18 protein-coding genes are annotated in these 24,927 nt (G+C 46.1%); 8 read left to right on the forward strand and 10 right to left on the reverse strand.

The window, feature by feature from the left end:
- Positions 1 to 4 precede the first annotated feature (4 nt).
- The gene (locus AC1DFM_RS27485) at positions 5 to 1,648 is read left to right on the forward strand and encodes a bifunctional aspartate transaminase/aspartate 4-decarboxylase (protein WP_477079978.1); all 1,644 of its coding nucleotides are present in this window, start codon (positions 5 to 7) and stop codon (positions 1,646 to 1,648) included.
- Positions 1,649 to 1,777: 129 nt separating this feature from the next.
- Positions 1,778 to 2,344 (forward strand): YceI family protein, encoded by a 567-nt coding sequence (locus AC1DFM_RS27490; protein WP_477079979.1) that lies wholly within the window; start codon positions 1,778 to 1,780, stop codon positions 2,342 to 2,344.
- Between the two features lie 124 nt (positions 2,345 to 2,468).
- Here AC1DFM_RS27490 and AC1DFM_RS27495 read toward each other — a convergent pair whose 3' ends face one another.
- Both AC1DFM_RS27495 and AC1DFM_RS27500 read right to left on the reverse strand, forming a co-directional pair.
- The gene (locus AC1DFM_RS27495) at positions 2,469 to 2,900 is read right to left on the reverse strand and encodes a GNAT family N-acetyltransferase (protein WP_477079980.1); all 432 of its coding nucleotides are present in this window, start codon (positions 2,898 to 2,900) and stop codon (positions 2,469 to 2,471) included.
- A gap of 6 nt (positions 2,901 to 2,906) precedes the next feature.
- On the reverse strand, positions 2,907 to 3,347 hold the full coding sequence (locus AC1DFM_RS27500; RefSeq protein WP_477079981.1) for a carboxymuconolactone decarboxylase family protein: 441 nt from the start codon (positions 3,345 to 3,347) through the stop codon (positions 2,907 to 2,909).
- 92 nt (positions 3,348 to 3,439) lie between these two features.
- On the opposite strand from AC1DFM_RS27500, the gene pdxR reads away from it, so the two are divergent.
- A complete protein-coding gene (pdxR, locus tag AC1DFM_RS27505) occupies positions 3,440 to 4,921 on the forward strand; it encodes a MocR-like pyridoxine biosynthesis transcription factor PdxR (protein WP_477079982.1) in 1,482 nt (493 codons plus the stop codon).
- Positions 4,922 to 5,023: 102 nt separating this feature from the next.
- Here pdxR and AC1DFM_RS27510 read toward each other — a convergent pair whose 3' ends face one another.
- The 7 genes from AC1DFM_RS27510 to AC1DFM_RS27540 form a co-directional block, all read right to left on the reverse strand.
- Positions 5,024 to 5,422 (reverse strand): hypothetical protein, encoded by a 399-nt coding sequence (locus AC1DFM_RS27510; protein WP_477079983.1) that lies wholly within the window; start codon positions 5,420 to 5,422, stop codon positions 5,024 to 5,026.
- Positions 5,423 to 5,448: 26 nt separating this feature from the next.
- Positions 5,449 to 6,828 carry a DUF4302 domain-containing protein gene (locus AC1DFM_RS27515; RefSeq protein WP_477079984.1) on the reverse strand — a complete coding sequence of 460 codons (1,380 nt, stop codon included), beginning with the start codon at positions 6,826 to 6,828 and terminating at the stop codon, positions 5,449 to 5,451.
- A 23-nt stretch (positions 6,829 to 6,851) separates the two neighbouring features.
- Positions 6,852 to 7,748: a substrate import-associated zinc metallohydrolase lipoprotein gene (locus AC1DFM_RS27520; protein ID WP_477079985.1), complete on the reverse strand. Its 897-nt coding sequence runs from the start codon at positions 7,746 to 7,748 to the stop codon at positions 6,852 to 6,854.
- Positions 7,749 to 7,770: 22 nt separating this feature from the next.
- A complete protein-coding gene (locus AC1DFM_RS27525) occupies positions 7,771 to 9,198 on the reverse strand; it encodes a RagB/SusD family nutrient uptake outer membrane protein (protein WP_477079986.1) in 1,428 nt (475 codons plus the stop codon).
- Between the two features lie 17 nt (positions 9,199 to 9,215).
- Positions 9,216 to 12,794, reverse strand: coding sequence for a SusC/RagA family TonB-linked outer membrane protein (locus AC1DFM_RS27530; RefSeq protein WP_477079987.1), 3,579 nt, complete (start codon positions 12,792 to 12,794; stop codon positions 9,216 to 9,218).
- A 165-nt stretch (positions 12,795 to 12,959) separates the two neighbouring features.
- A complete protein-coding gene (locus AC1DFM_RS27535) occupies positions 12,960 to 14,174 on the reverse strand; it encodes a FecR family protein (protein ID WP_477079988.1) in 1,215 nt (404 codons plus the stop codon).
- A gap of 50 nt (positions 14,175 to 14,224) precedes the next feature.
- On the reverse strand, positions 14,225 to 14,818 hold the full coding sequence (locus AC1DFM_RS27540) for an RNA polymerase sigma factor (protein ID WP_477079989.1): 594 nt from the start codon (positions 14,816 to 14,818) through the stop codon (positions 14,225 to 14,227).
- A gap of 129 nt (positions 14,819 to 14,947) precedes the next feature.
- Here AC1DFM_RS27540 and AC1DFM_RS27545 point away from each other — a divergent pair, with 129 nt between their 5' ends.
- Positions 14,948 to 15,529, forward strand: coding sequence for an RNA polymerase sigma factor (locus AC1DFM_RS27545; protein WP_477079990.1), 582 nt, complete (start codon positions 14,948 to 14,950; stop codon positions 15,527 to 15,529).
- Between the two features lie 171 nt (positions 15,530 to 15,700).
- On the opposite strand, the gene AC1DFM_RS27550 is transcribed toward AC1DFM_RS27545, so the two are convergent.
- Positions 15,701 to 17,536, reverse strand: a complete 1,836-nt coding sequence (locus AC1DFM_RS27550) for a transthyretin-like family protein (protein ID WP_477079991.1) — start codon at positions 17,534 to 17,536, stop codon at positions 15,701 to 15,703.
- 549 nt (positions 17,537 to 18,085) lie between these two features.
- Here AC1DFM_RS27550 and AC1DFM_RS27555 point away from each other — a divergent pair.
- From AC1DFM_RS27555 to AC1DFM_RS27570, 4 genes are all read left to right on the forward strand, one after another.
- Positions 18,086 to 20,851 (forward strand): TonB-dependent receptor, encoded by a 2,766-nt coding sequence (locus AC1DFM_RS27555; RefSeq protein WP_477079992.1) that lies wholly within the window; start codon positions 18,086 to 18,088, stop codon positions 20,849 to 20,851.
- A 42-nt stretch (positions 20,852 to 20,893) separates the two neighbouring features.
- The gene (locus AC1DFM_RS27560; RefSeq protein WP_477079993.1) at positions 20,894 to 22,429 is read left to right on the forward strand and encodes a hypothetical protein; all 1,536 of its coding nucleotides are present in this window, start codon (positions 20,894 to 20,896) and stop codon (positions 22,427 to 22,429) included.
- A 66-nt stretch (positions 22,430 to 22,495) separates the two neighbouring features.
- The gene (locus AC1DFM_RS27565) at positions 22,496 to 23,482 is read left to right on the forward strand and encodes a hypothetical protein (protein ID WP_477079994.1); all 987 of its coding nucleotides are present in this window, start codon (positions 22,496 to 22,498) and stop codon (positions 23,480 to 23,482) included.
- Between the two features lie 5 nt (positions 23,483 to 23,487).
- Complete coding sequence (locus AC1DFM_RS27570) at positions 23,488 to 24,648, forward strand: metallophosphoesterase family protein (RefSeq protein ID WP_477079995.1); 1,161 nt, start codon at positions 23,488 to 23,490, stop codon at positions 24,646 to 24,648.
- The last annotated feature ends 279 nt before the right edge of the window (positions 24,649 to 24,927 follow it).

The raw sequence follows: 24,927 nt of genomic DNA on the forward strand, positions 1-24,927 counted from the left end.
AGTTATGGGACTATCTTATATTAAAACCACAGTAGCAGAACAACGTGCGTTGCAGAAGCTAAGCCCGTTTGAACTCAAGGATACCCTCATTTCACTGGCGAAAAGTAAAGCAGAGAAAAGTACGGAGATCATGCTGAATGCTGGTCGTGGTAACCCTAACTGGATAGCTACTGAGCCGAGAGACGCTTATTTTTTGCTCGGGCAATTTGGCGTAGGGGAATGCCGGCGTAATATAGCCGATAATCACGGCTTTGCGGGTGTACCGGAAAAAAGTGGTATTGCCGATCGGTTTAAAGCATTCCTGGCATTGCATAAAGACAAGCCCGGCGCTCACCTGCTTCAGCAGGCTTATTTATACGGCATCCAGCAACATAAATTTGAGGAAGATAATTTTGTATTTGAGCTGGCAGAAGGTATTATCGGCAATGAATATCCGGTACCAGGCCGTATGTTAGCGCATTACGAGCCTATTGTACATGATTATATTGTACAGGAGATGTGTGCCGGAGAGGTCACCAAAGGTAAATTCGATTTGTTTGCCGTGGAAGGTGGTACTGCAGCGATGTGCTACATTTTCGATTCGCTGATGCAGAACAAACTATTGAAACATGGCTCCCGTATAGCATTGATGGTGCCTACGTTTACGCCTTATCTGGAAATTCCGCAACTGGAACGCTATAAATTTGAGGTGGTTTATATTAACGCTGTCGGACAAACGAAAGAAGGCCGGCATTCCTGGCAGTATCCGGATGAAGAATTAGAGAAGCTGAAAGACCCGGATATCAGGGTATTGTTTACGGTGAATCCCAGCAATCCGCCCTCCCGCGCTATTGCGCCAACAGTGATGGACAAGCTGGCCACCATTGTGAAAAAGCATAATCCACACCTGATGATTGTAACGGATGATGTGTACGGAACTTTTGTCAACGGCTTTCATTCGTTGTTGTCGAAAATTCCTTACAACACCATCTGTGTATATTCTTTTTCTAAATACTTCGGTTGTACCGGTTGGCGTTTAGGCGTGATCGCTATACACGAACATAACATTTACGACAAACAGATTGCTGAATTGCCGGCTACTGCCAAGAAAGAACTGGCCAAGCGTTATAGCACCACTACGTTGCAGCCGGAGAAGATGAAATTCATCGATCGCATGGTGGCCGACAGCCGCCAGGTAGCCTTGAATCATACTGCAGGACTTTCATTACCACAGCAAACACAAATGACGTTGTTTGCCCTCTTCGCCCTGCTGGATAAAGAAAATAACTATAAGCAAATTGCCCAGCAGCTGGTGCATAAGCGTTTGAAATTACTATGGGATAAAATAGAACTGGACCAGGTGGATGATCCCCTGAATACCGGTTATTATTCTGAAATAGATATTGCGTCCTGGGCCACCAAAATTTATAGCGCCGATTTCTGTAAATGGATGCAAAAGAAAATGGAGCCTACCGATATTCTTTTCCGGCTGGCAGAAAAAACGGCCATCGTATTGCTTAATGGCGGAGGATTTGCGGGCCCGGAATGGTCGGTGCGGGTATCTCTGGCCAATCTTCCTACCGATGCCTACACCCTTATTGGGGAAAGTCTCACCGAAATTATGCACGAATATGTGAGTGCCTTTAAGGAGGAAACGGGTAAAAAGTAGTCTTTTTTTCATAATGATAGCTATACGGCGGGTGACTTTGCAAGGGTAGCCCGCTGTTTTTTTATGCCATCTGGCTGGAAACATGGTACGCGATTTGGCCGGATGAAGGTAAACAAACACCTTTGTGTCATGAAAGCTCCTGTATTGTTTCTTCGCTTATTGTTATGCAGTATGCTGGTGTTTGGCACCAGCATGGTCCAGGCACAGCAATACACCCTCTCAGATGATGGTGCTACTGTGAAATTTACGATTGTCAATCACCTTATTTTCAGCAGTACCGTCAATGGATATTTCAAAGGCCTGAAAGGTCATGTCCGCTTTGATCCGCACGATTTGAAGTCGGCCGCAATAGATGCTACCGTAGCCGTGAATACCATCAGTACTGGTATTGGCAAACGGGACCGGGACTTAATGGATGAGAAGTATTTCAATACGGCTAAGTATCCGGTGATGCGCTTGTTGTCTACCAGTGTAACGGCTACTGATAAACCCAATACTTACCAGCTCACCGGCGCCCTTACGATTAAAGGCGTTACCAAAACCATCGCGTTTCCTTTTACAGCCGTAGCAGGCGCCAATGATTGTCAGCTGAATGGCACGTTTACTATTAGCCGGAAAGACTTCGGCGTAGGCCCCGATAATGCGATTGATGATAAACTGACAGTGACGCTGAAGGTGCTGGCGAAGAAGAGCTAAAGGCAGAAAGCAAAAAGCAGAAAGCAAAAAGCTATTGTAGCGGATGATCAAAGCGAAAGCTTAAATACTCGCTTAATTCATCCGCTACAATAGCTTTTTGCTTTCTGCTTTTTGCTTTCAGCTCCTACAGCGGTTGCGTAAAATGGTGCGCCGAGATATAATATCCTTTCCGCAGATATACCCGGTGTGCAGGGTGTCTGTCGTGGCCGGAGTCGAGTTGTACTCTGCTTAGTCCTTCTGCTTTTGCCTGCGTCTTCACATGATCCAATAACATTCCTGCGTAGCCGCGGCTCTGATAGGCTGGCAAACAGGCCAGGTCATCGATATAAATCACTTTCCCACTCACTAACTTATTCATGTGCCGGAAGCCTGCGAAAGCCGCAGCTTTGCCAGGATCATCGTCGGCTGCAATGAAAATGATCTGGTAGTCTTCCTGCTGCATTTCTTTAATCTGTGCCAGCAGTGCTTCTTTTTTTAAGTGTGGGCGCAGGTATAAAATAACGTCTGCACAAGCCATGAAATCGGCGTCTGTAAAGGCTTTTTGAATAGTAGGCATAGATTATTATTTTCCGGGTATCCGGTGTGAGGAAATACCGATACGATTCCAGGCATTGATGGTGTTAACGGCCATAATCAGTTCTGCTGTGCCTTTCACGCCGAAGTGTTGTACTGCTTTTTCGTAGGTGGCAGCGGTTAATCCCTGCTGATGGATGAGGGTTACTTCCTCTGTGAGTGCAAGGATTACTCTTTCTTCTTCAGTGAATTGTGGGGCTTCCCGCCAAACGGAGAGCAGGTAGATCCGTTGTTCTGTTTCTCCCAGTTTGCGGGCATCCTGAGTATGTACATTGATACAATATCCGCAGCCATTTATCTGGGAAGCTCTTATCCGGATCATTTCGTGGTGAAGTGGGGAAATGCTGGTGGTTTCCAGGTAGTCTTCCAGTGCCAGCATTACTTTGAAGGCAGCCGGATCTGTTTCTTTCATTAAAAAGCGCTCGGTCATATCGTTGTTGTTTTATGGTAAAAATTATACAACAAAATTAAAAGTTGCTGGAGTATCTTAGTAGTCCACTTTACAATTGGTGAGTAGTCCAGATGCTTCCATTTAAAACCTTGATAGAAACAGATAAATCGCTGAAATTGCCGGTATATCAGCAAATCTCCAATCGCCTGATAGGGCTGATACAGGAAGGGCTGCTGAAGCCGGGTTCTTTCCTGCCGGGCAGCCGGGTATTGGCGCAACAGCTGGAGCTGCACCGTAAAACGGTGATGGCGGCTTATGATGAATTGATTAGCCAGGACTGGCTGGAAGCGGTGCCCCGCAAAGGGGTGATGGTGGCGCCTGATTTACCCATAATACGGGCGAGGACTTACCGCAAAACAGTCACGCCTTATGGTGCGGAAGCGGCTTTTGCTTTTCATCGCGTTCCTACCGTGATTGTACCCACGCCGCCGCCGGTAGCAGGGGCCATGCTGGTGCTCAATGATGGATTCCCGGATGCGCGTCTGGCGCCGCTAAGTGAGTGGGTACGGGAGTGTAGGTCTGTGATAGAAAATCCCCGGTATCATAAGCTGTTGATGTACGGCAAGCCCTCGGGCAGTGAAGCCTTGCGGGAAGCCATGGTGAATTATTTAACCAATACGCGGGGACTGAGTATTTCTACCGATCATATCATGATTACCCGTGGCGCACAGATGGCCATTTACCTGGCGGCAGCGATGATCCTCAAAAAAGATGATTATGTGATTGTAGGTAGTCCGAATTATTTTTTTGCAGATCTCTGTTTTGAACAGTTGGGCGCCCGCTTGTTATATGTGCCGGTAGATGAAGAAGGAATAGATGTAGATGCCGTGGAAAAATTGTGCAGTAGCAAGAAGATAAAGATGTTGTACCTGATCACACATCATCATCATCCTACTACGGTGACCCTTAGTGCTGCCCGCAGAATGAAGCTGCTGGAGATTATCAGGAAGTATAACCTGCCAGTTATTGAAGATGATTATGATTACGATTTCCACTATAGTTCGGCGCCCATTTTACCTTTGGCCAGCGCCGATCATGGCGGCAATGTTATTTATATTGGTTCATTTACCAAGTCGCTGGGCTTATCTATCCGTATCGGTTTCATGATTGCGCCGGCGAGTTTCATTACGGGTGCAGCTGCGCTCAGGGGCTTGATGGATCTGCGGGGGGATAATCTTTCAGAGCAGGCATTGGCCAATCTGCTGGCAGATGGAACGATAGACCGGCATTTAAAGAAATCCAATAAGATATACAGAGAACGGCGTGATCTGCTTTGTCACCTGTTGCAAACGCGCCTGGGAGATGCCGTGCAGTTTACGATTCCGGCAGGAGGTATGGCTGTTTGGGTGCGCTTCTCTCCCAAAATATCCCTGGTGAAACTAGCTGAAAAAGCACGGGCCAATGGATTACGGATTGCTTCGGGGGAGCAGTATCATTATGGTGCGGCTTCACAAAACGGACTGCGATTGGGTTTTGCATCACTGAATAATAAAGAGCTGACAGCTGCGGTGAAGATATTGGAGAAGCTGGTGTTGGAGGAGCTGAAGGCATAAAGCAGAAAGCATAAAGCTATTATAGCGATTGATCAAAGCGTATAATATCCGCAATGGTCAATCGCTATAATAGCTTTATGCTTTATGCTTTACGCTTTCAGCTTAGTAAAACAGTCCTGTGAGATAATTCTTTTTATCTCCGCGGGCTGGTTTGGTCGCCAGGAACGCGTTCATTTGTTCCGTGGTTAGTACCCCGCTTAAATTTGTTTTAAACGTGCTGAATAAAGCAGGTTGCTGTTGTGTATACACAGTAGGATTTTTTCTGGTTGACATCCACAGTGCTTTCCTGGCAGCCATGTAATCCGCAAAGATTTTATTGGCAGCTGGTTTCTGTGCATCAGATACCGGGATCTTCGGCATAAACAAGTCTGTATAGTCCAGGTTTGCCAGTGTATTTTTCAGATCTGCCAGCACAACGTCGCTCGGCTTGGGAACGTTTTGTTGTGCCTGTACCGCAAAAGCGCAACCGGTGATGATGAGTAGGAGGAATATCTTTTTCATTTACAGCATTTTTTAGTTTGAAATTACTAGTGAGTCCATGTCATCCAGCCCAGGCCATCACCAGCGGTTACCATGTCGAAGGAAGTACCATCTTCTTTGCGTACAATATAGAATCCTGGGGAATCAGCAGCGAACGGTGGCTCCACTTTTCCATTAGCAAAGATGACATTGGTAGCCGTCAGACGGGCTGGAGGGGTTATACCGCCAAAGTCTACCATCACAAAGATCAGTTGTCCGTTATCCCCCAGATAGGTATTGGCCAATCCTTTCCGCAGATAAGGATAGGAGTTGCTACCACCAATGAAGAATGGAGATAGTAAGTCGAGGCTTCCGCCATTCACACCACCAGGAATATACACAAAACGGTAGTAATTGGCGCCGGGATAGGTCAGGTGAAGAATATCATAAGCATCATCAACACCTTTTATGTGAAAGCCTGCTACGGCTACCCAGGGATTGGTAGATCCTTCAGTATAGAAATTGGACGCAATATCTGCTTCCGGTGCAATAGGATCAAGCGCAGTATCAATCACAGCTGGTTGGGTGCCATTAATACTTACGCTGATGTTTTGGGTACCAGCATTCCAAACGAGGTTGTTGAAGCTCTTAATGGTTTGTCCGCCCAGCACAACGGGAGTTTCCAGCACCATGTTATCAGCGGTATATTGTATTCCTACGTTTACCAGTTGAGGATGGCTCTTTGATTTGATATTCAGTGTTCGTCCGCCCATACCTGGAGTCAGTTCAATATCCTCTGCACCACCCTTTACCCGTTTGAAGTAAGTGAGCAGTTGATTAAAGGCGGCATAAGAAGCAAATCCTTTGGTGGAATACACCTGTTGATCAGCCTGGGAGGCTTTTACCAGTGTAACCCGGGTTTTGTTCAGGTTACCGGTGAGGTGAATAGTATCTCCCAGTTCAGTGGCCGCTACGTTATCAGCAAAAGAAAACTCAAAGTCGGTACCCCATCCGAAGCCGCTGCCAAAAGGACTCTGCGATTTGGATACATCCGGATCACAGGGAACATGGATATAGCTGTAGGTATCGAAGATCAGCGTAGGACGCTGGGTTGCTTTGATAAAGTACGATGAGGTACTGAAGGTAGAAGACATCGCCGCACTGAAATCTGAAATCATGGATACCCGGTTGCTCTTATCAAACGTCATATAGTAGGAGAAGATCGCTTTGGGCCCCGATTGGGTAACGCCACCATTCAGTGCGGTACCATTGGTATACTCGGTGAGTATCCATCCGTAGGGTGCGTCCGTGAGTTTTTTCTGGTAATTGGCCAGTGCCTCAGAGAGGCGCTGATCAGTAGATTTACCATCTATATTCAGGTCCGATTTCCTGTCGCAGCCGGAGAGCAGAGCGGTAGCGCCAAGAAGATATATCAGTAGTTTTTTCATAAATAACAATTCAGATGATACAATTATTGGAAATACCCGGTTAATGCACGACGGCATCTGGCTTGCAGTGCGTAGAAGTCGATGTTCCAGGACCTGGCATAGTAATCAACTACTGCCGCTTCTTTGGCCCTGAGCAACTGATAGGATGCTGAATTCGGACCACCGGTTTGTTCTGCCATAATTTTTTCGTAGTCATCATAACCTGATAAACCATTTCTGCCGCCTATCAGCATGGTAGCTACCATTTCCACAAAATCTTCTCCCGGATCTGATTCCGCATAAGCGGAAATGAAACCTTGTTTACGGGCAGCCTGATCGGAGATATTGTACCAGTTGCCGGTGTAGCCCGGAGTAATTTGTTTGAAGGAAATAGGATATGGAATATTTTGATTGAGGATATGCCCAAATTCATGGTGCATGGTATGTCCTATCTCTTTCAATATGCCAGAATCTTTCATTTGTCGCGAAAAGCTGTTGATTTCATATAACAGCATGGCGGTACCTCCTTCTGCTTGTCCGAGAATAATGCTGCCATTACTCTGGTATTCCGCGCTACCTGCCATTTTAAGTACTTTAGGCAGATATTTTCTTAAGAAAACGGTGCTTCCGGTTTGGGCGTTGAACGGCGCAAATGTAATAGCCATCAGGGCTTTTAGCGCAGGCATCACCTGTGCCTCCTTAGGCGGTACAATAGCATAAGGGAAGTCCAGTTCCCCTGGTTGCCATTTGTAGTATACGGCAATGTTGTAGGGAACCGTCAGGCTATCATAAATAAATACATCCGTAGGCGTTTGGGTGGAAGAGTCGCCACCGAGTCCAACCGGGATCGTGTCCAGGTGTACCTTCTCCTTTTTACAGGCGCTCCATCCGGTAGCGAGTAGCAGGAGCAGTATAATTGTGGGGAATATATTCCGTTTCATGATGTTCATTTTAAAAGGTCATTTATCTTGGATTCAGTGCCATACCATCGTTAACAGCTTCCAGCGGCAACTGCAGCAATCTTCTTTTATCGCCTGGTACCAGGGTGGTGCTGAAGTTATTGGCGCCAGTATGTACGACAGGGATATCCAGTCGTTTAATGTCCAGCCATCTTAACCCTTCCTGGAAGTAGGTGGCTCTCTTAAAGTCCAGCGCAGTCTGGATCATGGCAGCGTCTTGTGATAGTCCATAGAAGGCCATCATTTTATTCGCATCTACGTTGTTTGTGCTGGGGTCATAGCCGGAAACGTTTTTGCTGATCCAGATGTTGAGATCTGCAATAGCCGCTGCATAATTCTTCAGGCGTATATTGGCTTCTGCTCTGTTCATCAGTACTTCTTCCATTCCCAACAGTGGTTGTATTTTTAAGTTATCCGTGAATTTCGGAAAGTTAAAATACTGCGGGCTGGCACCGTATATACTCATGGCATACGAACCATCAGTAACGTTAGGTGCGTTAAAAATCGTCTGGTTGAGCGCAGAACCAATACCGTACCGGTAAGAATAATAGTTATTCATGTATTTACTACCGGGCATCTCCTGCAGGAGGATATTGGCAGGGTTAGAAGAGCTGGTATATTGCGTTACCATATCGTTATACGATAGCTTGTAAACAGCCACCTGGTTCCGTATCAGCGCGGCTGGATTGGCACTGCCAAAAACTGCATTGGCATGTGTTACTACTTGCTGATAGTCTCTCTTGAATAAATAGAATCTGGATGCAAAGGCATGTGCTGCCTGCCCGGTGAAATGGAATTTAGGGGCGTCACCATACAATTTTTCCTGGATGAGAGGAATGCCGGTGGTGAGATCGCTTTCTATTTGTTTGTAGACATCGGCTACTGTGCCTCTGCTATATTTCGTGAAAACATTTTTGCTGACAGTAGTCATATAAGGAATGCCAGGATCGCTGGCCGCAGTAGCAGGATTATAGGCTTTGGAAAACAGGGTCACCAGCATGAAGTGCGCATACGCCCTGCAAACCAATGCTTCTCCTTTCTGTGCGGAGAAGTTGGCAGAATCCGGGCCTGTGCAGTAGATGAGTGCCTGGTTGGCCGCGGCAATAGCTGCATAACAGGAGTCCCAGTAAGCAACCGGAGAATCTGTGGTGATTGCTTGCGGATCATCATACTTGAATACCTGTGAGTTGATCAGGAATGTTTGCGGATCGATACCTATTCCGCTATTTCCTTTGTCTTCCACATTGTCGCTCAATGCTTCGCAAAACAACATGTAAGTACCATGTGGATAGGCTGTGGCAAGCAACTGCGACACCTGCTCCGGAGTGGTGATCACGGTTCTGTTATCGGGCAGGGTTTCCAGGTATTTTTTACATCCTGGTAAGGCCAGTGTTCCAGTGATCAAACCTATATAAATGAGTAGTTTTTTCATAATAAATACTTTTTGAATTAAAGGCTAACTCTCAGCGAAAAAGTGATTTGCTTATTTACCGGGAGGGCTACACCACCGGTATTGTAAAACTCCGGATCTTGTCCATGTAAGCGGGGATCGGCGTATATAAGCCATAAGTTGTTTCCTGTTGCAGTGAGTGAGCCACCTTTAAATCCTATCCGGTTTAGTATAGACATCGGCAGCTGGTAGCTGAGCGTTACTGATTTAAGTCTGATAAAACCACCATCAGCTACCCGGTCGTGTGAGAAATTATAGTTGTTGTATGGGAAGGCGGTGTTGTTCTGCAGATCTGTTTGTGTGTAGATGTCTGCTACTGACGGGATATTTGTTTTTTTATCATCTCCGGGTAAGGTAAAGCGTCCTTTGAATTCGTTAGGTAACGCATTGAAATCGGAGTAATCTGTGCCATATACAGGCGTTAATCTGATTTTGTTACCTGCCTGATAAGTCACCAATACACTGGCGGAGAAGTTTTTATACCGGAAAACGTTGTTCCAGCCACCTGTAATGGTAGGATCAGCCGGACCTTCATATTTCAGGTACTTTACATTATGACTTTGCAGATACACGCCTGGAGATACGGTACCGGTATCATTCACAAACAACGCCTTTCCATCATAAGGGTCCAGACCCGCATTTTGCAGAGAGAATAAACCTCTTACCGGATATCCTTCCAGTGCACCGCCACCTTCACCAATCAGGTCCATGATCACCGGATTGTTTTTAGCATTGGTGATCAGGGTTTTGGCATAGCTGAAAGTCAGGGAGCTGGTGAAGCCAAAGTTTTTATTCGCAATAATTTTTCCGTTGATAGCCAGGTCCACTCCATTCGCTTTCAGATTGGCATAGTTGGCGAACTGATTTACCTGTCCGCTTACGCCGGAAGTGCGGATCAATCCGATGAGATCAAAGCTGTTTCTGCGATAGTAGTCAAAAGTAAGTCCCAGTCTTTCTTTAAAGAACCCTACATCAGTACCCAGGTCCAGCTCATATTTTTTCTCCCAGGTCAGGTCTGCATTTTCCAATGCTGCCAGCTGGATAGCGGTTTGCTGATCTACAATGTAAGGGCGGTTAGTAATGAAGGAGCGGAGAATGGCAGTAGAGTTGGTAGCGCTACCGGTGCTGGCGTTCAAACCGTAGCTGGCTTTCACGAGCAGGTGACTAAACACGTTGCTGTTTTCCATGAATTTTTCCTGGTCTGCATTCCACACACCAGATACGGTCCACGTAGGCAGCCAGCGGGCACGGGGAGAATTTCCCAGTCTGTTGGAGCCTTCATCTCTGACAGTTCCTGTAAGGGTATATCTGTTCAGATAAGTATAACTGGCGTTGGCGTAGAAGGCGATGAAACGGTCGTATTCATTGCTCATACCATAGTAGGTTTCATTTTTCTCTGTCATCTTTTTGATGAACAGGTAGTTGATGAAAGGAGTTCCACCGGTATTATACTGATAGCCTATGCCGGTGCTGCCGGAGTTAACGCGATCGGCATATTTTACTTCCTGTCCTACCAGCGCATTGAGCTGATGGCGCTCGTTGTTGAACGACTTGTTAAAGTTCAGCTGGTTGCGGAAAGTATAGTTTTTCAGTTCTATATCTTTTCTTTTATAGAAACCACCATAAGGAAGTACTACTACCGGTAAATCGTTGGGGAAGTCCGGATTTTGGTAGAGGAATTTATTGTTTTGTCTGATGATGCTGGTACCTGCTGCTCTGTAGGCATTAGCTTCATTGGCGTTTTCATTCACTTTGTGTTCCACAGTTGTTTTAGCATAGCGGATTGCTCCGGTAAACTCGTAGTTCAGGTGTGAGTTGAATTTATATCCGAGGTTGCCCTGTAAACGGAAGTCCATCAGGTTAAGATCGGTGAAGTTATTTTTGGTTTCATCGAGGATATTAAACGGTGCAAAGTTGCGGGTAAAATATTCCAGGTTACCTTTTTCATCATAGGCAGTGAGTGCCCGGCTGGTGCTGAGTGCATAGGAGAAAGGGTTGATATCGAAATCTCTGGAATAGGTACCTTGTACCGCATCGGTAACGCGATCTTCTGTACCTGGCGCTTTTTGTTGACGTACGTTACCATTTACCAGGAATCCGTAGGTCAGTTTGCGGTTGGGGGTATAGTTTGCACGGAGGTTTACCGTATATCTTTTTACGTTATCTGCAATTGTCCAGCCCTGGTCATTGAAGAAGCTGGTAGAGAGATAGAGCTGTGATTTATCAGTACCTGTAGAAATACTGAGGGAGTGTTCCTGGGTCAGTGAATTACGGAAAAGCAGGTCAAACCAGTCGGTATTGGCATTGGCATATCTTAGCAGCCATTGTTGTCTGTTTTGTCTGGCATTTATAACTTCAAAGCTATTGTCATTGTCCGGATATTGCAGCAGGCGTCCCAGTTTGCCGTAGATACCGGAAGTGGGCGCGTTGATCAGTTGTTCCGGCATCAGCAGTTTCTTACGTTCTAATTCTGCATATACGGACATCTGATCTGCGGAGTTCATGATATCGTAGTTTTTGTAGGAGGGTTTCAGCTGTACGCCGAAGTTACCGGTATAGGATACTACGGGGTTACCGATTTTACCTTTTTTGGTAGTGATCACGATCACGCCGTTCATGGCTCTGGCACCGTAAAGGGCGGTAGCGGCGGCATCTTTCAGGATGTCGAAGGTTTCAATATCGTTGGCATTGATACCAGCTACGGAAGATCCCAGCAGGGTGGAGGCGTTACCGGTGGTCAGCTGTTCATTGGATACGTTGACGATGTCTTCCAGTACCACTCCATCAATTACCCACAGCGGTTTATTTTCACCGGAGATAGAGGTGGCGGAACGGATACGTACTTTAGGAGCAGATCCGAAGGTACCAGAAACGTTTTGTATGCTTACGCCGGCAGCGCGACCTTCGAGCATACGGCTAACGTCTACCACACCGTCTATTTTTACGTTATCACCTTTCAGGGTAACGGCGGCGCCGGAAAATTTATTACGGTCAATGGTCTGGAAACCAGTAACTACCACGCTTCCCAGTTCCTTTACATCGTCGCTCAGGGAGATGATCAGGTTGTTCTGGGCTTTTACTTCCTGGGTTTTATAACCGATGGCGGAGATGACGATGGTGGCGCCTTCTGGTACATCCAGGTCAAAAGCACCGGCGGCATTGGTGATGGCGCCCTGGGTATTGCCTTTTACTTTTACAGAAGCGCCGGGAATAGGTTGACCTTTGGCATCGCGTACAATACCATGAATGGGCGGGGCAGGCACCATCGCTCCGGGCGTTGTTTTAGCACGGGTGATGGTCACCATTCTGCCATCTATCGAAAATTCCAGTGGCTGATTTTTCAGGCATTCTTCCAGAAAATTGTTCAGCGAGGCATCTTTCGCGTTAATGGTAACAGGGGAGGTTTCATGTTGCAACAGTTGATAGTCGTACAGAAATACATACTCTGTTTGCCTGGAAACATCCGACAGCACTTTGATCAGGGACGACTGTTTCGCCGTATAGGTGATCTTCTGTGAGTACGTTCTGGCGCTTACCTGCAAGCAAAGGGCAAGTAAACAAAAGAATAGTAGTTTCATCGCTTTCAGCGGTTTAGTTGAGAGTAACAACCAACGCGTATCGGGACTATTGGATACACGCCGGCGCCTACCTTTTTTGGTTGAATGCATAAGCTAACGCTTTTGGGTTTAATTCTGATGATTTGTAACGTTTATTTATTTTCAGTTGATAAAATACATGTGCTCTTAATTATTGGTTGACTGCGTCGACAATACATTTACTCTCCGGTCTGCGATTTCAAACCGTAATCCATATTTTTCAAGTGCTCCCAGTATGCGCGACAGCGGGAGGTTTTTGTCGATTCCTCCGCCAAAAATAATGTCAGGTATCCTGCCATCATAGTTAATGTCTACGTCGTACCAGCGGCCTATCTGGCGCATAATAGCTGGTAGCTTCTGTTGGTCAAACCGGAAAAATCCTTTTTTCCAGGCGACTGCAATTTCGGTATCTACATTTTCTATAAGGATAGTGTTGTTGCTTTCAGGGGGGAAGATGGCCTGCTGACCAGGGATTAACCTTTTGCTGTTGCCTGCCCGGGATACCACTACGGCGCCCTCCAGCAGGGTGGTATGTACAGCCGCTTCATCGTCATACGCCATAATATTAAAGCGGGTACCCAGCGCGGTTACTTCGCCCTCATTATTATGGTGGGTTTGTATGGCTACTTTAAAAGGTGATTGTGCGTTGCTATTGGCTTCAAAGTAAGCTTCTCCGGATAGGATCACCTTCCTTTCGGCTCCTTTAACAAAGGCTACAGGATATTGGAGGGAGGTAGCTGCGTTGAGCCATACCCGTGTACCATCCGGCAGCGTAATTTCGTATTGTGAACCGCGGGGAGTGGTAATGGTATTCCAGGCTACTGTGCCGGAATCAGTTTGCGTGGTTACATCATAAGCGAGTGCACCGGCAGCTGTTTTGGTGATGTTGGCGCCATTTTGTTTCGCCAGCCTGCCCTCCCGGGCGCTGTCTAATACAATGGTGGAGCCATCGGCCAGGGTGAGAATGGCGCCTGCTTTACCAGGCTGGATGTCGTGGGCCATAACAAGCGGTGGAGGGGGAACCGTCTTTTTGGGCAGATAGAAAAATCCGCCGGCCGCCAGCAGCAGCACCAGGAGGGACGCTGCGGCCAGCATGCTGTATCGTTTCTTTTTACGGGTAGTGGTGTCGCGTAATAGCTGTGTGGAAGTTTGTTCGGAGAACAGGATTCTGTTCAGAATGGCGTTTTGTTTGTTTTCCGGCAAAAACGGGGCATCTTCGGCTGATTGCCAGTATTCACTGATCTTATTTTTGAATACTTCATCCAACTCTTCGCTTTTTACATACTGCATCAACTCCTGCTTTTCGGCAGGGGTTAAATCGTTTTGTAAATGCTTATGAAGTAGTTCGGCAATACGATGCATACCTATAAGACGACTGGAAAAGGTGGAGGGAGTAGTTGGCCGGAAAAAAATTACCGGAGCAATAACCAGAGGAGCAGGGGGCCATAAGTGCTGATATGCTGGCCCAGGTAATGGCGGATGCGGTGGAGGGCCATGGCCATATGCTTTTTAACAGTAAGACGGGAGAGCCCCATTTGTTGAGCAATTTCCTCCTGCGATAAACCTGCAGTTTTAGCAAGGGTGTATACTTGTTTCTGTTGGGGAGGAAGTAGGGTAATGGCTTCTTCCAGTAATGTTTCACACTGGCGGTTGCGTAACCGGTGGTCAGTAGTGTCAGTAAAATGAGCGCAGGAATCTGTAAAGGCTTTCAGGTGTGTATTTTCATAAGCGGCTTTCTTCAGCCGGTCCAGGATCAGGTGGCGGGTCATGGCCAGCAGGTAGGCTTCCAGGTTTTTGACGTCGCCAAATTCGGCCCGCTTCAGCCAAACCTTCATAAACACATCTTGTACTATTTCTTCCGATTGGGTAGGGGATTTCAGGAATCCCAGCGCCGTGCCGTATACTTTGCGGTGAAACCGGCCGAATATGCGGGCAAAGGAAGATTCATCTCCCTGCCTGAGCAATTCCAGCATCTGGGCTTCATCAAAAGTATCGGGCAACCGCATAGTAATTATTTCATAGTGTGCGTCGGCTAAATTAATTAAAAAAAATTATAAGCAACCGGCATTTTGCCGGAAACGTTTTTTGCTGTATTTTGCTTGTCATCACAAAAGCAAATCCCAATATTCCAACTCATGCACGAAAATGAATTATGGTACTCCTATAAAGAGGGAGATGTAAAAGCATTGGAAGGTTTGTACGAACAATATTATCACCCGCTCACTAACTACGGTTATAAATTTACCCCCGATCGCATTTGCATAGAAGAAAGTCTGCAGGATCTCTTCCTGAAGTTGTGGCAGAACCGGGAACGTATTGCACATCCTGCAGTGGTGAAACAATATCTCTTTCATGCTTTCCGCCGTATTCTGCTGGGCAGGCTGGAATTAGGCCCTTCCCGTCATGATGGGGAGCTGGCTGGCGAGCATATTCCTTTTAACGTGGACCTGAACTGTGCACACCCACTGCTTCGCCAGGAACGGATGGAAGCGCTGGCAGCCCACTCTACTACCGTATTAATGCACCTCACTAACCGGCAACGCGAAGCCGTTTTCCTGAAATACTATGAGGATCTTTCTTATGAGCAGGTAGCTGAGATCATGTATATGACGGTTACCAGTGCACATCAACTGGTTTATCATGCGCTGGAGCGTTTGCGTGGACAGTTCGGTAACTTCACGTTACTGCTGCTGTTATGTATGCTGAAACGGGCGTAAAAGGAGCTAAAAGCAGAAAGCATAAAGCTATTTAAGCGAGTGATCATTGCGGATATCAATACGCTTTAATCACTCGCTTAAATAGCTTTATGCTTTATGCTTTATGCTTTTAGCTCAATATAGAAGGCTGTCTCCCATTACAGGAGGCAGCCTTCATTGTCATAATGCATATCAGCTTGTTTTACAGAACGCGATATGATCATGGATCTGTGGTATTTTCTGATAACCATTGGTGAGGCCCAATTGCAAATCCAACCAGAGGATATAAGCACAAGGTTCCATACCAGTGGTGCTGAACGCTTTGTTATTGTCGTGGTATTCAGTGGCGTATGGTGGTGGGCCGGCACTGAACGGTGTTGGCAACGTTGGATTGCCTTCAAAGCGCAGTATATAGCTTTCCACATGTGGATGACATACGGTGTATTGTGCCGTAACGGTGGTCGTAATGCCTCCGCAACCGTGGCCACTGCCGGTGGTTTCTTTTATTTCCAGCATCGCTGCGGCCATCAGGGTTTCGTCGTTGGTATAACCCCAACCCGGGTGACGGCGTTGTTTGTAGCTCACATTAGAGATCACGATTTTGTCCAGCGTATTCACGGCAGTGAGGGTAGTGGTACCCACTTTGCGGGCTTCAAAAACAATTTTGAAGGTGTGAATAGGCGCCTGTTGGGCCGCTGGTACAGCGGTGCCTGCAATGAGTACGGTGGGCGCAGTTAAATCAAAAGCATTATTGGCAAACGTGGTGTTGGCCGCATCCAATGCCAGCGCGGACGAGTTGATTCCGGCCAGCACACCATTGGTAGGCGTAAATATACCGGTGGTGAGGTTGTTGCCGCGTGGTACCGTGATCCATAATTCACCTGCACTGTTAAGTGCCGGTGTGATGATAACGGCGTCATGTGTCCAGGTGATAGGCCCGGTTTGTTTTAGCAGCTCACCGATTTTAAATGGCACCATGGCATTCAATACCTGGGTGGCGGTTAACTCGTAGTTGGTATCCGCGTTAAAAATGCGGAAGCGGTATTCCATTTCATTGGTGTTGGTACCGCTGGGCAGGGTGCCGTTCAGATCCAGGCCGCCGTAGAACGCCAGCTTAGGAACGTCTGTTGTGTAACCATTGGCATCGAACTGTGCGCCTGTGGGACCTATATCATAACCGCCTACTCTTTCAAAGAGGGCAGGGACTTCATTATTAGGGGTTACGTCTTGTGGTACACATAGCTCTATGCAGAAACAAGGTCCTCTGTTAGCCCGATCGTTGCGGTGACCGATGCTGCGGTCTTCATTCAGCAATACAGCGCCGGAAACAGGCTCTGTGATGCGGAAGTAAAGATCCGGGCCAGCAGGCCATTCTACGTTGAGGAAAGGCAACAGGGTTTTGCTGAAGTCTGCCGTGGTGTAGTCGATGCGGAAATGTCCGGTAGCATCGGTGATACCGCTGCCTAATGGATCATCCTGCAACCAGTCCACATCAAAAGCGGCTACCTGCAGGCCTTTCAGCGGCAATTTGGTTTTGCAGTTAATGACGCGGCCACAAATAATCCACGCATCAAATTTGCCACGGATGGCGCACCACCAGCGGTTAGGAATCTGATATTCCCAGTAAGCGAGGAAGTTGTTTTCTGTTTGGCGCCACTTCGGTTGCAGGGTGGTAATGTGGAATTGTAATACCGGTAATCTTTTAGGATACGGTTTGGGGCGGGGTACATTGCCGCATTCGAAATCAATGTCGAAGGCTTCTCCTTCGTATTGACTTTCGCGACCGAAATCGATGCTGAAGTTACCCTCGGCATCCGTCATTGTTTCTGCAAGGAGACTACTTTCCTTACTCTTCAGCTCTTCTGCGCTGACTTCATGAAAGGTTTCCTTGGCGGCTGCTGTAGCCTGTTGTACTACCTCACGGGAGGCGACTGCCCGGTAAATACGGACTTTTACGTTGGCAATGGCTTCTATGCAGTAATCGTCGCATAGCATGCCTTTTAAGTTGCCTTTGAACTGATAGCTCATGACTTACTTTTTTTGGGGTTTATTTAAATATAGAAGCACGACTTTTTGGGGTACTGATAAATGATCAAACTTTTTTGGGGAACGTATGCTATTGGGGCCAGTGCTTCCATACAAATGTCCGTCTAAATTCTATTGCTATCAAGCGGAGAAATGCGTAAAAAAGAGAAAGCGTACATATACCGGCTACCTATACAGCATCTGTAGTACTTCGATTGCAAGCCTGCAATCAGATGTTGTAACGACTAAATGAATGGCAGCAGGTAATCGGAAGATCTTTATTAGATAAGCCACTTTTAAGAATACAGAATTCCTCCAGAATGATTACATATTGTATGTTACCGGATTGTTTTTCAGCTGTTTGCCTGCATTTGCAGGCGGATGCATGGTTCCGCCCAATCGCCCACTGGATAATATTTGCGCGTATCTACCTGTTGTTTGAGAATATGTCTTGTTAACTAATCATTACCATATAATTACCATTCTATTAAGATGCGCCACCGCCCTGTTATCTGAAAAAAAATAAAATTTCCTTTGCACAAATTCTACAGGATGATAAGAACGATACTCATCTTCTTTTTACTTTTTTTCTGCCAATCAGCCGCTTTTAGTCAGCAGTCCGAAGTGACTTTCAAAGGAAAAATTATTGATACTCAAACTAAGGAACAATTACCTGGTGCCACCGTACGTTTGCATGAGTCGAAGCGTGGCGGTAGCGCCCGTCTGGATGGTACTTTCAGCGTTGATAAACTAACCGCGGGTACCTATCATTTACAGGTGACTTATATGGGATATTATACCATCGATACCGTGGTGCATATCGACAACAGTACTTATCTGTTGCTGGCGATGCGTAATAAAGCAAAGGACCTGAATACCGTTAGTGTCAATGGAAAACGGGATGGCGAATCTGCTGCATCGGCCAAAAAATCGGAGCAGCTGGCAGGTAATGTGATGAACATCGTCTCTGCAAAAAATATACAGTTATCACCGGATATTACCATTGCGAACGTATTACAACGTGTATCTGGCGTGTCTTTGGAGAAGAGTGGCAGTGGAGATGGACGTTATGCCATCATCCGTGGTATGGATAAACGTTATAACTATACGTTGATTAACGGGGTGAAAATTCCCAGTCCTGATAATAAAAACAGGTATGTGCCATTGGATTTATTTCCTGCCGATCTGGTAGAAAGAGTGGAAGTGAATAAAACGCTCACGCCTGATATGGAAGGTGATGCCATTGGTGGCACCGTGAATATGGTGATGAAAAATGCACCGGAGCGTTTATACGTGAACGGTAGTTTTTCCGGAGGATATAATCAAACACTGATGGACCGGAAATTCGATTATTTCCCTACTGGTGCAATTAATCGTAAGTCGCCTTACGAAGCCAACGGACCGGACTATCTGGCGCAGCCGGGCGATTTTACCCGTGATAACCTGAACTTCAACAAGAAAAATTTTACACCGAATCTCTTCGCGAATTTATCTATCGGTAACCGGTTTTTTAATAACAAACTGGGGGTGATGTTAGGTGGTTCTTACCAGCATACTTATAAAGGCTATCACAGTATTTATAACCCGGTAGATGAATACCAGGATGTTGCGAATGACTATGGCACCATTTATATGAAACATGCCTATGTGCGTGATTATTCTACCGAGGTGAAAAGAACTGGTTTAAATGCGAAAGTAGATTATCGCTTTAATGATTATCATAAAATCAGTGTTTATTCTTTCACTGCCATATTAGACGAAGCGCAGGCAAGAATAGGTATGGATACCCTGCAACCGCCTCCACGTCTGGCGCCGGGGTTAGGACAGGTATGGTATCAGAACCGGGCGAAGTATCAGCGTCAAAGAATCAACAGTACTACCTTACATGGAGAGCATGATTTACTGCCGGGACGTTTGAAACTGGATTGGTCTGCTGTGTACTCAAAAGCTAGCAACAGTATTCCTGATCTGGCCGAATATGAGTATGATGGTGGATTTTATGCAGATGGAGCCAGCAAGGTACCTTATCAACATCCCAATGTGGTAACGGGCTATAACCGGGAGTGGTGGAAGAATAATGATCGGGATTATGCCGGGTATCTGAATGCTGCTTATAGTGGAAAGGTAGCTGAGATTCCTTTTAAACTCAGTATCGGTGGTATGTACAGGAATAAGCACCGGGATAACTTTCACCAGATATATAAACTGGACAGGGTAACGGATGCAGGACAGCCATTTCAGCTGTGGACAGATATCTATCATTTCAACTGGATAGTGACCAATCCTGCAGGATCACCCGATGATGGTAATAACTACCGGGCAGATGAAAATATTTCCGCCGGTTACGCTATGCTGAAATTTACCGTAAAGAAGCTGGAAGCTATTGTAGGTGCACGTATGGAGAATACCGATCAGCAATATTTTACAGACGCACCGGCAAGTATGGAGGGTAAAAATGGAAAGATCACCTATAGCGACATTATGCCCAGTGTACATTTGAAATATGTGCTGAATAGCAAAACCAATCTGCGTTTATCTTATTTCAGCTCTATTAGTCGCCCGGCTTATTTTGAACTGATACCTTATCCTTACTTCGGAGATGAGTATACGGAACAAGGAAATAACAAACTGAAACATACTACAGCAGATAACATTGATTTCCGTTATGAGTATTTTCCTCATCCAGAGGAACAGATATTGATTGGTGCTTTTTATAAGAAGCTTGCCAATCCGATTGAGTGGGGATTTGTGAAAGGCGTTGTACAAAATCAGGCGGAATATCAACCCAACAACTATGGTGATGCGACTAACTTTGGTTTTGAAATAGTGTATGAAAAATATATTCGCAACTTTGGTATCCGCGCTAACTATACCTATACCAATTCTACTATAGAAGCGACGAAAATGCGCACTTTCGACAGAAAGGAAGCTAATCAGTTGGAGAAGCGTCCGTTACAGGGGCAATCGGCTAATGTTGCCAACGCCGCCCTACTGTATAAGAATCCGAAAATAGGGCTGGACATGCAGTTGAACTGGCAACTCACTGGTAAACGAATTGCTGCGGTATCCCGCTACTATGGATATGACTACTGGCAGAAAGACATGAATACCTTTGATTTTTCCGCAGAAAAGAAAATAGGCAAACACTTCTCTGTCTTTACCAAAATTCAGAATCTGTTGAACACGCCTTACGAGTTATATATCAATGGCGCCCCATCCAACACAGTACCAATGCCGAAGGCTGGTGACAATAAAACATTGATCCAGAAAGATACATTTGGTCAGGACTTCCAGCTGGGTGCACGATTTGTGATTTAACATTTTTCCATAATAAATTTTTCAATTTCCAAGTAGAAACTTATGAAACAGATCCTCTCTAAAAGCGGCCTGGTTGCCCTGGTGGCAATGTCTGTCATCTCCTGTAAAAAAGGTGACGAACATGTAGACATCTCCAAACCACTGGTGATTGTTGGTCAAACTATCAGTGATACCATCCTCCCAAAGAAGGATGCCAATAACAATCCTATTCCGCTGAAAGGTACCATGCTGGCTGGTAAAACCTATCACATTATGTCGGATGTTACCATCAACGAAGGTGATACGCTTTATCTGCAACCAGGTGTTACCGTATTGATTCATGGTGATGGTAAAAGCCCTGCTACTTCTCCAGCCTTCCTGGTAAATGGTACATTGGTAAGTGATGGTACCAAAAATGCACAAAACTGGTTTACCGTAGCAGAAACTGAGACGGTGAAAAAATCTAATATCAACTATAAAGATGATGCTGGTAACGACCCCGCCTTCAAAGGCTACTGGGGTGGTTTTCAGTGTGGTGGTAACGCTAAACTGTTATTACTCCGCTGGTCACACATTGAATATACCGGTGGCGCCTGGGGTGCTGATGCGCCTCAATATGGAGCCAGTGTTGGCGATTCCCGCTTCACTATTTTCATGAACAGCAAGGGCACTACTTTAGGTACCCTGATCGTAGAAGATTCCTGGTTTTATGGTAGCAAAGATGATGGTATCCGTCCAAACAACGTAAACATGAGCCTCATGCGTAACACCTTCACCAAAATGGGTGCTACTGGTGGTGAGTCTGTTAATATCAAAGACGGTGTATATGGTGATATGGCTTATAATCTTACCTATGGCATTGCTACCAATGGTCTGAAGACTTCCGGATCTACCGGTAAAACCTGTATGGTGAACATCTATAATAACACCGTCGTTAACTGCGGATTCAGACAAACCAAAGCTACCCGTAATGGTTCGATCAATACAGAAACCAACGCCGGCGGTTATATCTTCAATAACATCATCGTAAACTGTAAAGCCGGTCTGAGAATATCTTTCCACTCTGAGAAAGGTAAACCAAGCGATACCCTGAACACCCTGTACAACAATAACCTCACTGCTATTGGCAGAGGTAATCCAATGGGTGGGGCAGAACAGTTTATGATATTCATTGAGCCTAATCAGTTCACCCTGAAACAGTCGTACGACATCAATGGTTATATCAATGGTACTATTGCCCTCAATGGCACCAACAACGGTACTAACCCGGCTAACGACTCCCTGAAATATGATCCAATGTTTGTTAACTATGATATGGCTGCGATGAGCCAGCTCCTTAACTACCGCGTTTACCAGATTCCTGTGGGCGCTGACTTCCACCTGAAATCAGGATCTCCTGCTATTGGTGCCGGCGTATATGTAGGTGGTACCGGTAAAAATGCCATTCCTACCAAACCTACTGCTACTTTGCTGAACCAATATGGTTTCCCAATGAAAGTGGTGCCTGCTGGTGGTATCTATGGTGCAACCATCACAGCGCCTAATAGAGATCTGGGTGCATTCCCTACTGATAATTCAGGGAATCAGCATACTTATTAATCGCTATACCTAAGCCTACGAAAAAGGACGTCTTTGCACGTCCTTTTTCATTTTAATTTTTCAGAGATGAAATACATGTATAGTTTTCTTTTTTTATCTGCCTGCATAGGGGCTACTGTGGCTTGTAGTAAAGGGAGTAAGGGAGATGGGATCGCACCCGGTAAGGATTCTTCCGGTGTGATAGTGGACACCACCAAAACAGCCACCTACGACCTTTCCCTGCTGGACCGCTGCGTGTTGTTTAATGAAACGCCACAGGTAAGCATTACCGCAAGACAGGATTACCAGGAATTATCCGGTGTAGCACCCAGTCACCGCAACCCCGGACTGTTATACGTGCATGAAGACAGCGGCAATTCCAATGAAGTGTATGTAACAGCCGCGGATGGCAGAAATGCCGGCACACTGGTATTGACCGGCATCAGCAACCGCGACTGGGAAGATATTGCCACCGGCCCCGGACCGGAGAAAGACCAGTCGTATATCTATGTAGCGGAAATTGGCGATAACAATGCCGTTTATCCCAGCATATGTATTTATCGTTTCCCGGAGCCGGATTTGTCGGCCGCCAATGCCACTACAGTGGTTAACATTACGGCCGTAGATAAAATTGAGCTGAAGTATCCGGGTGGTCCTGTAAACGCAGAGTCGCTGTTGCTGGACCCGTTAACGAAGGATCTTTACATAGCTACCAAAGAGCAGAGTCGCAGTACCCTGTACGTGGCGCGTTACCCGCAATCTACTACCAGCAAAACCACGCTGGTAGCTTTGGATAAACTCCCTTTTGATCACCTCACTGCCGGCGATATCTCGCCGGATGGATCGGAAATATTAATACGCAATACCGGACAAATCTGGTATTGGAAAAGACAAGCCGGCGAAACCATTGCAGCCACCTTATTACGGAAACCTCAGGATGCTCCTTATGCCGGCAATGAACGTCAGGGAGAAGGCATTTGCTTTGCACTGGACGGCCGTGGTTATTTCACCGATTCAGAGACCAGGAAATATGCCGGCGAGAAAGTAGCCATCTCATTTTATAAACGGAAATAAATTGTATGAAAAAGAATTGTAGCTATCTGTTGCCTTTATTCGCTGTAGCAGTGATATCTGGCTGTAAGAAAAATGATGATCCCACTACGCCGCCACCTGCCGTAGTACAGTTTGTATTTACCTCTGATGCGCACTATGGAATTACCCGCGCTGCCTTCCAGGGGGGAGCTAACGTAGACGCACATACGGTGAATGCGGCTATGGTAACAAAGATGAATACCCTGCCCGACCTCACCTTACCAGATGATGGTGGTGTAAATGCCGGCAAAAAAATAGCCAGCGTTGACTATGTAATGGAAGCCGGTGATATTGCCAACCGCATGGAAGCGAATGCCAGCGTGCAAACCGCGGCTACTTCGTGGACACAGTTTAAAACGGACTATCTGCAAAATATTACCCTGAAGAATAAGGATCAGCAACCTGCTGGTTTTCTCATGGTGCCAGGTAACCACGATGTTTCCAATACGATCGGCTACTATGCAAAGATGCAGCCGTTAACAGATGCCAGCTCTATGGCGGAAATTTACAACGTGATGTTTAAACCATCTTTGCTTAGAACCGCATTGAATTACAACTACAATGGCGACCGCATTAACTACTCCCGTGATATCGCAGGCGTGCATTTCTGCTTCATCCAGATGTGGCCTGATTCTGCCGTAAGAATATGGCTGAATACAGATCTGCAAAACGTGAAAGCCGAAACACCGGTGATCATTGTGGCGCATGATCAACCTGCAGTGGTATCTAACCACTTCACCAATCCAAATGGTAATCACAGCATCAATGCCACAGATAAATTCGACAATGTACTCGATGAACATTTCAAAGACGGTACTTCACCTGCAACCGCCAGCCTGATAGAACAACGTGCGTTTGCCGCTTTCCTGAAACAACATACCAACATCCGCGCATACCTGCATGGCCATGTGCATGAAAGTAAATTCTATACCTGGGCAGGCCCGGATAATGATGTGTCGTTAAGCGCTGCCAGCGCCGATTCCCCAATGAAAGGAGTCGCATCTGCTACAGATGAAACAAAGCTGACTTTCCTGTTTGCGGCGTTAGATCCGGCAAGTATGAAGCTGACTTTGAGAGAAGTGTACTGGAATGTGGCGCCTATGAAATGGGGAAATAGTGTGACGATTGATTTGAAGAAGAAGGGGTAGTTGATTGGGAGTTATTTTATTGAACAGCATCACGATAGTGGTGCTGTTTTTTTGTTTGGTATTCATTAACAGTTTACAGGCTTAACCCAGACATCATCCCGTGGAAGCCGATTGATGAGCAATCGTCTTTCCACGGAAACAATGCCGGACAGTACATAGGTATAGGCGGAAGGGAGGGTTAGGGTTAACAACAATGGATTTTAGTTAACAACAACAATGGACTTTAGGTCAACAATTATGGACTTTCAAGAATCAACAATAAAGAATCAACAACAATGG

It is taken from the genome of Chitinophaga sp. 05T412 (assembly GCF_056396465.1).